Here is a 10,517-nt window from a genome sequence, read left to right on the forward strand (position 1 = left end):
TTTCCTGTAGTCAAATAATTGGCGCTAAAAGTTTAACCTCCTACGACATCCTGCCCAAATTTTTTTACCTGAACATGACAAAAAAGGCGCTAATTGTTCAAAGCGCCTTACTTGATGTATCCTGTGCGGCCAAACACTGCCGCCCTCGCCCTGCTCAGCAAAACTGCGGTGTAATGACTGCGGATAAATAACGCGCTGTACATACTGTTACACGGCAACACTCATCATTCTTCTATGGCTGGTATATAGTGTCGCGGAAACAAAGATCACTTTAACTGTGACGTTAAGAGACAACAATTTTGAAACATAAGAACATTAAGTAATTTCACACTTATAATGAAAATCAAAAATACTTTTGGCCTACATTTTCTGATGGCACTTCTTGCCGTCCTGTTCCTTTGTGTTCATCCGCTGATGAGTAGTTACGCACCGCCGCTTAAATTCCAGCCGCTGATTGAGTCTATGGATGGAACGACAAAAGAACAGGCGGAAAAAATAGCGACTATTTCCCATGCTTTACAGGGCAATGCGATTTTTTTCATTGGCGCATCGGAGGTGGCCACCTCCAGGGATGAGCCTTATGCCGTATATAATTATCTTAATAATGATTTGCATCGTAATGTTGTTGCATTTGGCGACAGTTTTGATGACAGCATCACCCATTTTCTTCTGCTGTCACGCTTTAAAGATTCCCTTAACGCAAACAGCAAGGTGGTTTTACTGCTGGCCCCCGATAGCTTTTATTCTACTGGTGTGCCACCCACTATTTTCGCTAACAATTTCCCGGCGCCCGTGTTTAATCCATTAATGCAGGATGAACAGACACGTCCATTTCTGGTCAATTACTTACGCAAAATAGATAAAAAACAAACCAGCCATTTAACATTTGAACAAATGAAAATTTCTGGCTGGGATCTGGACAATATCTGGCAAGAAGTGAGTTATGAGTTTGCCCGGTTCTGCACGCTGATAAAAAACGACTGGTTGGCAATGCTGCACATTGTCCCTTCACCTGCTCAGCCCTGGCCGGTGCAACCTGCCGTTGCTATCACGCCGGACTGGGATCGCGAACTGGCACATGCCCGCAAACTGAACGAGGCACGTCAGGAAAGCGCCGACACCTTGTGGATGGATAAATCTGTCTATGAACCCGGAGAAAAACCGGAAGTGTGGGACGACTCTCCTGTTGAACCCGAACAAATGAAAGCGTTTCGCGCCATGATCCAGTTACTGAAAGAGCGCCACGTGCAGGTGGTGGTTATTATCGATGCGATTAACCGGCGCGCGGTACAAAACCCTGAGCTCGTCCAGCCTGCAGTAACACAAACAACGGCCATTCTGAAAGAAAATCAGATCCCGTATCTTGATATGTATTCAATGCCCTATCAGGACGGCTGGAACTGGGATCGCCTGCATCCTACCGATCTCGCATGGATCCCCATGGACCGCTTTATCGTTGAGAGTTTTAAATGATGAAATACGCTATTCGCCTGTTTTTCCTTTACCTCTTGCTGGCGGTCACCATTATCGCGTGGTCCTCTGTTGATGAAAGCATGAATATAAAAGTGCACTTTGAATATCAAAAGTTCTGAGGAATGAATGATGTACAGCTCCGGAACCTTTTTCTTCGTTCTCTTTTCTTCGGCGTTGCTGTTTGCGCTGGTTAACCGCGTGCTGCGTTACCGGTTAACTTATTTATCCGCTTTTTCCGTGCTGGCAGCATTCGGTTGGGGATATATATTTCAGGGCGATTACATTGTCCCGGTTGCGGTTTTCCTCTGTTTTTATATTCTCGTAACCTTAAAAGAGAAAGGCTGGTTAAAAACCTGGCAAGCGGTAAGTTTAACTCTGCTGCCTTTGTTCGCGGTGAAATTACATTTAAATAATCACTGGGGAATGATTGGCTTATCTTTTATGACCTTCCGCGCCATTGATGTCCTGCTCTACCGCAACAAAAAAGATGGCACCAACATTTTGCACTACTTTTGTTACCTGTTTATGCCGTTTATTATTCTGGCCGGCCCGATGTATCGCTGGCGAACATGGATCACAGATATTAATAAACCGGTATTTATGTTAACACGTGAGCAATTTCTCACTGCCGCAGAACTCATTTTTACCGGCATTATCCAGAAATTCTTATTTGCCATGCTGATTGATAACCTGGTCATTCAGTCGTGGAGCCATCGCCCGTTTACCTTAAGTGTTGGCGTTGTTATGTCGCTGGCGTACAGCGCCTACCTCTATTTTGATTTTGCCGGTTACAGCAATATGGCGATCGGTGCCGCACGCTTGTTTGGTCTTAACATTCCGGCAAACTTCAATATGCCCATTCTGGCGAAAAATCCACAGGATTTCTGGCGCCGTTTCCATATCAGCCTTTCCGAGTGGTTGCGCGATGTGGTTTTTATGCCGATTTATATGAACTTAATGAAGCTCGACTTTTTCCGTCAGAACAAGACACTGGCGCAGAATATCGGTATTTTCTGCACGCTGTTTTGTATGGGGGCATGGAACGGGCTCGAACGGCACTATGTCATTAGCGGCGCGTTGTTTGGCGCCATTTCAGTTGTACACAATATGTTGCAGTGGTCAGCAAAGCGCAGCCCGGCACTGAACCGTTGGTTGCAATACTCTGTGATGCTCTTTTTGGGACGCCTGTTAACGCTCGCAAGCGCTGCGGTATCCCTTTACATTTTTAGCGGAATGTCCCCCCTATGAATCTTCACTCTGATCTCCAGGCGCTCCAGGATTTCCTGCGTGCAGCATTACTCGATCCCGCCCGCCCGCATCAGTTAGCGATCAGCGGTAGCGACGAAACATTAACCTGGCAACAACTCTCTGTAGCGGTAACAGAGTGGTTACAGCGCTATCAGCAATGCCAGCCCCAGGCAGAAACGCCGGTGGTGTTATATGGCCACCAGCAGGCGGAATTTGCGGTGGCAATCTATAGCTGTCTGCTCCATAACATTCCCTATATTCCGGTGGACTGCGTCTATCCTCAGGAAAGGTTGAAGGAGATTTGCCACCTCGCCAGTGCGCCGTACTACTACGACGTAGCGGCCCGGCAGTTTGTGCCAACCGGTGAGATCGGCCAGCCGCTGGCGGAGCCGGATCTCGCCTATATCATGTTTACTTCTGGTAGTACCGGTAAACCAAAGGGTGTGCAGATCGGCCGTGAAAGCGTGTGGCATTTTATGCAGTGGGTAAGCCAGGATTTTGCTTTGCCGCAAGTGCCGGTGCTGATGAACCACGCACTGTTCAGTTTCGACCTCTCGTTGATTCCATTGCTGGCGAATCTGGCAACTGGCGGTCATATTGTGCTGAATGCCAAAGAGGATATCGCAGCGGAAGACTGGCTCACCAGGCTGAAAAATAATGCTGTCTCGGTCTGGGTTTCCACTCCCTCTTTCGCCTACCAGAAATTGCTCTCGCCGCAGTTCAATAGCGACTTTTTACCTACGCTTAACGTGTTTATCTTTATCGGCGAGGTGCTCAACAAAGCGCTGGTTAAACAATTGCGTCGCCGTTTTCCACACGCCAAAATCCTCAACTCTTATGGCCCGACCGAAGCGACTATCGCCACCACTGTGGTTGAAATCACCGATGAGATAGTGAACAGCGAGAATAACCTGCTGCCGATCGGCACTATGATGCCGGAGTCCAGAATGGAGATTACTGCCGAGGGTGAGCTGATAATCTGGGGCAAAAACGTGATGCGCGGCTATCTCGGCCTGCCGCAGGAGAACGCAGAAAAATTGCTGCACCGGGAAGGCGAAGCCTGGCGCGGCTATAAAACGGGCGATCTCGGCTATGAAGACGGGTTTCTTTACTGCCAGGGACGCAACGACAGCCAGATCAAACTCAATGGCTACCGCATTGAAATCAATGAGATTGAAAACCGTCTGCTGGCCATGTCCGGCATTCGCGAGGCGGTAGTACTGCCGTTGATGAAAACGGGCGGTGGCGTGCTGCGTATCGCGGCGTTCTGCGTAACGAAACTGGCACCTGACGCTATCAAACATTCGCTTTCACAGGTGGTACCATCATATATGGTGCCGTCGCAAATCATTATCCAGGACGCTTTGCCGTTGAACCCTAACGGTAAAATCGACCGTAAACTGCTGGACAGCCACGCTCGCAGCAACTGATTACACAGGAAAAGACAATGGAACAAGAAATTCTCGCGCTGTTTGAAAAGATTCTGTCCCGCAAAGTGGGCTTTCATGATGAACTGATCGAGTCCGATATTCTCGACTCCATTCTAGCGGTAGATATGGTTCTGGAAGTGCAGGACGTTTACGGCTGCATGATCCCGCCGACGGAAGTCGCCAACGTGCTGAAAACACCTGCCGATTTAGCGCGCTACATTGAAGAGTATCGCAGTTAATCGCACGGGCGATATAGCATTCAAAAGCTCCAGGCGTTATCGCCCCGGAGCTTTTTTGTCTTAATAACGAAAGAATCACCCTCTGTCATCATCCTTTAACAGACATCACGTAGTTAATATTGTCGCTCACCTTTGCAACTGCAAAAAAGTGACCATGACTGCGTCACTTTTTCTATACTTGCGATTCCGCACATCCTGTAAAAATTTACCAACATTCGCGCGGTGCGAAATGTTGGCATTTTCTAACGAAAAACCCCATTTAACATATTAAAAAATCTGCACAAATAAAAGAAAGAAGAGATTTAATCTGAAAATGGTTAAAAAACCCCCTCCCACCATCAGAATCTTCGCCAGCGATAACTTGATCAAAGACAGATACACGCTCATAACAGATAGGACGGAGCATATTTTTTATCCCGTTGGTTTGCGACGCTAAAAGTGGAAAAACTGATAGCTGTACTGTTCCCACAGATTACGAAAGGACGGCATGCCATGAATATATTCGATCACTACCGCCAGCGTTATGAAGCTGCCAAGGACGAAGAGTTCACTCTGCAGGAGTTTCTTGCCATCTGTAAGCAAGATCGCAGTGCCTATGCTAACGCCGCTGAAAGACTGCTGATGGCCATAGGTGAACCTGTGATGGTAGACACCGCCCTGGAGCCACGGCTTTCCCGTCTCTTTTCGAACCGGGTCATTGGACGCTACCCGGCGTTTGAAGAATTCTATGGCATGGAAGAGGCCATAGAACAGATTGTCTCATACCTCAAACATGCCGCTCAGGGCCTTGAAGAGAAGAAACAGATTCTCTATTTACTCGGTCCAGTGGGCGGCGGGAAATCGTCGCTGGCTGAACGGCTGAAATCTTTAATGCAACGGGTGCCGATTTACGTTCTGAGCGCCAATGGCGAACGCAGCCCGGTAAACGACCATCCCTTGTGCCTGTTTAACCCGCAGGAAGATGCGCAGATCCTTGAGAAGGAATACAACGTTCCGCGTCGCTATCTCGGCACTATTATGTCGCCGTGGGCCGCCAAACGTCTGCACGAATTCGGCGGTGACATCAGCAAATTCCGCGTGGTCAAAGTGTGGCCGTCGGTTCTGGAACAGATTGCTATCGCCAAAACCGAACCGGGAGATGAAAATAACCAGGACATCTCCGCGCTGGTGGGTAAAGTGGATATCCGCAAGCTGGAAAACCACGCGCAAAACGATCCAGATGCTTACGGTTATTCCGGTGCGCTGTGCCGGGCAAACCAGGGGATCATGGAGTTCGTCGAAATGTTCAAAGCGCCGATCAAGGTGCTGCACCCACTGCTGACCGCCACGCAGGAGGGGAACTATAACGGTACGGAAGGCATCTCCGCCCTGCCGTTTAACGGCATTATCCTTGCCCACTCGAACGAATCGGAATGGGTGCAGTTCCGTAACAACAAAAACAATGAAGCGTTTCTTGACCGTGTCTACATCGTCAAGGTGCCTTATTGCCTGCGCATCTCGGAAGAGATGAAAATTTACGAAAAACTGCTTAATCACAGTGAGCTGTCCCATGCGCCATGTGCGCCGGGTACGCTGGAAACACTAGCGCGTTTCTCGATCCTGTCGCGTCTGAAAGAGCCGGAAAATTCGAGCATCTACTCGAAAATGCGGGTCTACGATGGTGAAAGCCTGAAAGATACCGATCCAAAAGCCAAATCATACCAGGAGTACCGCGATTACGCCGGTGTCGATGAAGGGATGAATGGTCTGTCGACGCGTTTCGCCTTTAAAATCCTCTCCCGCGTGTTTAACTTCGATCATGTGGAAGTGGCGGCCAACCCGGTGCATCTGTTCTACGTGCTGGAACAGCAAATTGAGCGCGAGCAGTTCCCGCAAGAGCTTGCCGAGCGTTATCTGGAATTCCTGAAAGGCTATTTGATCCCGAAATACGCCGAGTTTATCGGCAAAGAGATCCAGACGGCGTACCTGGAATCCTACTCCGAATACGGGCAGAACATTTTCGACCGTTATGTCACTTATGCGGATTTCTGGATCCAGGATCAGGAGTATCGCGACCCGGATACCGGCCAGTTGTTTGACCGTGAATCCCTGAACGCAGAACTGGAAAAAATCGAGAAGCCGGCAGGGATAAGCAACCCGAAAGATTTCCGTAACGAAATCGTCAATTTTGTGCTGCGTGCCCGCGCCAACAATAACGGCCGCAACCCGAACTGGACCAGTTACGAAAAACTGCGCACGGTCATCGAGAAGAAAATGTTCTCGAACACCGAAGAGCTTTTGCCGGTCATTTCGTTTAATGCCAAAACCTCAACCGACGAGCAGAAAAAGCATGACGACTTTGTCGATCGTATGATGGAAAAAGGCTACACCCGCAAGCAGGTTCGCCTGCTCTGCGAATGGTATCTGCGTGTTCGTAAATCATCATAACAACAATCGGGCCGCGCCCTGCGCGCGGTCTGTTGCAAAGTTGGCATACGCAGCGGGAGGCACTAATGACCTGGTTCATTGACCGACGTCTGAACGGCAAAAACAAAAGCACGGTTAACCGCCAGCGATTTTTACGCCGTTATAAAGCACAAATAAAACAGTCGATTTCCGAAGCAATTAACAAACGCTCGGTGACCGACGTGGAGAACGGCGAGTCTGTCTCCATCCCAACGGAAGATATCAGCGAACCGATGTTTCATCAGGGGCGCGGCGGCTTACGCCATCGCGTACATCCAGGAAACGATCATTTTGTGCAAAACGACCGTATCGAACGCCCGCAAGGCGGTGGTGGCGGTTCCGGTAGCGGCCAGGGCGAAGCCAGCCCTGATGGCGAAGGCCAGGATGAATTCGTCTTCCAGATCTCCAAAGATGAGTACCTCGATCTGCTGTTTGAAGATCTGGCTCTGCCAAACCTGAAACAAAACCAGCAACGACAGCTTAATGAGTTTAAAACGCACCGCGCTGGCTTCACTTCCAACGGTGTACCGGCGAATATCAGCGTTGTGCGATCGCTGCAAAATTCGCTCGCCCGCCGAACCGCGATGACTGCCGGTAAACGCCGCGAATTGCGTGAACTGGAAAGCAGTCTCGAAACGGTGGAAAAAAGCGAACCAGCACAGTTACTTGAAGAGGAGCGTTTACGTAAAGAGATTGCGGAACTACGCGCAAAAATCGAGCGTGTGCCGTTTATCGACACTTTTGATTTACGCTACAAAAACTACGAAAAACGCCCGGAACCTTCCAGTCAGGCCGTGATGTTTTGCTTGATGGACGTCTCCGGCTCAATGGATCAGGCTACCAAAGATATGGCCAAACGCTTTTACATCCTGCTCTATCTGTTCCTGAGCCGAACTTATAAAAACGTGGAAGTGGTCTATATCCGCCATCATACGCAGGCAAAAGAAGTAGACGAGCATGAGTTCTTCTACTCGCAAGAAACAGGTGGCACTATCGTTTCCAGTGCCCTGAAATTGATGGATGAAGTGGTCAAAGAGCGTTACGACCCGGCACAGTGGAATATCTATGCCGCGCAGGCGTCGGACGGCGATAACTGGGCGGACGACTCACCGCTGTGTCACGAAATCCTGGCGAAGAAAATCCTGCCAGTGGTACGTTACTACAGCTACATTGAGATCACCCGACGGGCGCACCAGACGTTGTGGCGCGAGTATGAACATCTGCAAACGATGTTTGATAACTTCGCCATCCAGCATATCCGCGATCAGGAAGATATCTACCCGGTATTCCGGGAACTGTTTCACAAGCAAACGGTAACATCAGGGAATTAACCACACACATCAGCCAGTCACGCCCGGCTGGCTGATTCTCTCAGGCGCTTCTTTCCCGCAACCCCATCGGTTCCACTTGCGCGGAGCTAATCCTCGAATTGCCCTACAAAAGTACGGCTATTTCCCCCCTTGTGAGCAAATAAATATGGCACATTTTAAGCACGACAAATCGTGGCGCTCTCTTTCGTCGCGAAAGATAAATTGACAGGAATCGTGCGCATGATCGACCTTGAGGACTTAAAAGTATTTATACAGGATCCTGAAATAAAAGGGATTATTGATACCGTCTGGGATGATCTGGGGGAAACTTTCGTGCAAGCGCAAGCCATCCTGCCCGCTGAAAAAGCGATGCCTCGCCGGGAACTCTCTTTTCACGATCACGTTAAGCTGCTCGGTTATCTCTGCTGGTTAGTGAATAATGCCAACGCTGCTGGCGACATTATTGAAATCGGCGTCTGGAAAGGTAAATCCAGCGCATTAATGAATACGCTTTGTCAGGGTAATCGCCGAATTATCAGCATCGACCCGATGGAATTGACGAACCAGCCTCTGGAACTGGGGTTTTACCACGAGCATATTTTCCCGGAAGTCACGCTGATTCGCGGTTATTCACAGCACAGTATTGAACGGGTAATGGCGCTGGAGCCGAAAACTATTCTGCTGCATATTGACGGCGGCCACCTGAAAGAGCACGTTCTTACGGATTTCCTGCTGTATGCGCCAACTGTGGTCAGTGGCGGATTTATTGTGTTCGATGATTATCGCGACTTCGCCTACTCTCCGGAAGTCGGACCCGCAGTTGACCTGCTGCGTGCAGGCGGCTTCTTTAACGGATTCGACGTTATTGGTAGCGTTCCGGGTTTTGAAAACAGCTACCTTCTGCAAAAGAAATAAACAGTACACACAAAGCGTTGTTTGTAGTGCTTGTATTTTTTCGCCGCCTTTCAGGGCGGCTTTTTTATTCTCATCGTCAGGCGAGTAGATTATGCTCTCACTGTTAATGTGCGTTATCGGGAGAGAACATGTCTGAAATTGCCAGCCGCAACATCCACCAGCATCTATTGAACCTACTTGAACAACAGCAAGCGCGTTTTCATGTGGTCGAACACGACGCCATCGGCAAATGCGAAGCGGTCAGTGAAATTCGTGGCACCGCTCTGGGCCAGGGCGCTAAGGCGTTGGTGTGCAAAATTAAAGGTAACGGCGTGAAAAAGCATGTACTGGCGATCCTGGCCGCCGACCTGCAAGCCGATCTCAGTCGCCTGGCGCATCATTTCGGTGGTCTGAAAGCCTCGCTGGCGAGTCCGCTGGAAGTAGAAACGTTCACCGCATGCGTCTTCGGCGCTATTCCGCCGTTTAGCTTCCATCCGGATTTGCATCTGGTGGCCGACCCGATACTGTTCCAGCGCTTTGACGATATCGCATTCAACGCCGGTCTGCTGGAAAAATCAGTAATTATGGATACACAAGACTACCTGCGCATTGCGCAGCCGGAAATTGTCGATTTCCGCCGTCTGTCTGTGTAATGGGCTTGTTACCACTCAGCGCGTTCCAGTATTAACACGCAGATCACCAGACTAACGGCCAGTGTCGTAAACAGTGCGGTAATAATATAGATATCTGATGGCATGATTGCAGCTCGCAGTTGTCTGAAATTTCACCAGCCGATGCGCTATTCATAAGCGCTAAACATGATTTATTTATGACAGATTGACAGAATTTACGTAAAAAACCGTCGCGAGCTCTGGCAACTGCCCGAAATTAGTCGTACGAAAGAAAAAGGCCTGCCTCATCATCCGTTTATACGTAGAGTGAACAGGCTTCTTTTTTTGGCAAGGAACCTCTGCATGTTTGATAGCACACTGTTTATTTTGCTCGCACTCGCCGCGTTGGGATTTGTCAGCCACAACACCACCGTCGCCATTTCCATTCTGGTGCTGATTATTGTCCGCATCACGCCGCTGAACATCTTCTTCCCGTGGATAGAAAAACAGGGACTGACGGTGTAATGCCGATCAGTTAAGGATCAGTTGACCGATCCAGTGGCTGTGTAAGAATCCGGAAACGCTCACTCGTTTCCGGATTTTTTTATGTACATTGGACAGGCCCTTGATTTGGTATCCCGTTACGATTCTCTGCGTAACCCACTGACTTCTCTGGGGGATTACCTCGACCCCGAACTCATCTCTCGTTGCCTTGCCGAATCAGGTACAGTAACGCTACGCAAGCGCCGTCTTCCCCTCGAAATGATGGTCTGGTGTATTGTTGGCATGGCGCTTGAGCGTAAAGAACCTCTTCACCAGATTGTGAATCGCCTGGACATCATGCTGCCGGGCAATCGCCCCTTCGTT

The 10,517-nt window shown here is 49.4% G+C and carries 9 protein-coding genes and 1 pseudogene; all 10 read left to right on the plus strand.

Translation table 11 applies throughout. The features are described from left to right. Positions 1-336: 336 nt before the first annotated feature. Positions 337-1,473 carry a D-alanyl-lipoteichoic acid biosynthesis protein DltD gene (locus GA0061070_RS11840; protein ID WP_090136347.1) on the plus strand — a complete coding sequence of 379 codons (1,137 nt, stop codon included), beginning with the start codon at positions 337-339 and terminating at the stop codon, positions 1,471-1,473. Between the two features lie 129 nt (positions 1,474-1,602). Next, positions 1,603-2,721 (plus strand): MBOAT family O-acyltransferase, encoded by a 1,119-nt coding sequence (locus tag GA0061070_RS11845; protein ID WP_090136348.1) that lies wholly within the window; start codon positions 1,603-1,605, stop codon positions 2,719-2,721. Continuing rightward, positions 2,718-4,151: an AMP-binding protein gene (locus GA0061070_RS11850; protein WP_090136349.1), complete on the plus strand. Its 1,434-nt coding sequence runs from the start codon at positions 2,718-2,720 to the stop codon at positions 4,149-4,151. Before GA0061070_RS11845 ends, GA0061070_RS11850 begins: the two co-directional genes overlap by 4 nt. A 17-nt stretch (positions 4,152-4,168) precedes the next feature. Next, positions 4,169-4,390, plus strand: coding sequence for an acyl carrier protein (locus GA0061070_RS11855; RefSeq protein WP_090136350.1), 222 nt, complete (start codon positions 4,169-4,171; stop codon positions 4,388-4,390). Between the two features lie 492 nt (positions 4,391-4,882). Further along, the gene (yeaG, locus tag GA0061070_RS11860) at positions 4,883-6,817 is read left to right on the plus strand and encodes a protein kinase YeaG (protein ID WP_090119787.1); all 1,935 of its coding nucleotides are present in this window, start codon (positions 4,883-4,885) and stop codon (positions 6,815-6,817) included. A gap of 65 nt (positions 6,818-6,882) precedes the next feature. Then, positions 6,883-8,166, plus strand: a complete 1,284-nt coding sequence (locus tag GA0061070_RS11865) for a YeaH/YhbH family protein (RefSeq protein WP_090136351.1) — start codon at positions 6,883-6,885, stop codon at positions 8,164-8,166. Between the two features lie 219 nt (positions 8,167-8,385). Continuing rightward, on the plus strand, positions 8,386-9,060 hold the full coding sequence (locus GA0061070_RS11870; protein ID WP_090136352.1) for a class I SAM-dependent methyltransferase: 675 nt from the start codon (positions 8,386-8,388) through the stop codon (positions 9,058-9,060). Positions 9,061-9,188: 128 nt separating this feature from the next. Next, positions 9,189-9,692, plus strand: coding sequence for a YbaK/prolyl-tRNA synthetase associated domain-containing protein (locus tag GA0061070_RS11875; RefSeq protein ID WP_090136353.1), 504 nt, complete (start codon positions 9,189-9,191; stop codon positions 9,690-9,692). Positions 9,693-10,013: 321 nt separating this feature from the next. Next, a pseudogene (locus GA0061070_RS11880) lies at positions 10,014-10,172 on the plus strand (DUF441 family protein); the annotation flags it as partial. An 84-nt stretch (positions 10,173-10,256) separates the two neighbouring features. Further along, positions 10,257-10,517, plus strand: a 261-nt coding sequence (locus GA0061070_RS11885; RefSeq protein ID WP_208598149.1) for a transposase domain-containing protein, incomplete at its 3' end; no start/stop codon positions are given.

This window comes from Kosakonia oryziphila (assembly GCF_900094795.1).
Lineage (GTDB): Bacteria > Pseudomonadota > Gammaproteobacteria > Enterobacterales > Enterobacteriaceae > Kosakonia > Kosakonia oryziphila.

Bases quoted from the DNA above. Each gene is read 5' to 3' on its own strand.
- GA0061070_RS11840 (WP_090136347.1), top strand. From the start codon at position 337: ATGAAAATCAAAAATACTTTTGGCCTACATTTTCTGATGGCACTTCTT.
- GA0061070_RS11845 (WP_090136348.1), top strand. From the start codon at position 1,603: ATGTACAGCTCCGGAACCTTTTTCTTCGTTCTCTTTTCTTCGGCGTTG.
- GA0061070_RS11850 (WP_090136349.1), top strand. From the start codon at position 2,718: ATGAATCTTCACTCTGATCTCCAGGCGCTCCAGGATTTCCTGCGTGCA.
- GA0061070_RS11855 (WP_090136350.1), top strand. From the start codon at position 4,169: ATGGAACAAGAAATTCTCGCGCTGTTTGAAAAGATTCTGTCCCGCAAA.
- yeaG (WP_090119787.1), top strand. From the start codon at position 4,883: ATGAATATATTCGATCACTACCGCCAGCGTTATGAAGCTGCCAAGGAC.
- GA0061070_RS11865 (WP_090136351.1), top strand. From the start codon at position 6,883: ATGACCTGGTTCATTGACCGACGTCTGAACGGCAAAAACAAAAGCACG.
- GA0061070_RS11870 (WP_090136352.1), top strand. From the start codon at position 8,386: ATGATCGACCTTGAGGACTTAAAAGTATTTATACAGGATCCTGAAATA.
- GA0061070_RS11875 (WP_090136353.1), top strand. From the start codon at position 9,189: ATGTCTGAAATTGCCAGCCGCAACATCCACCAGCATCTATTGAACCTA.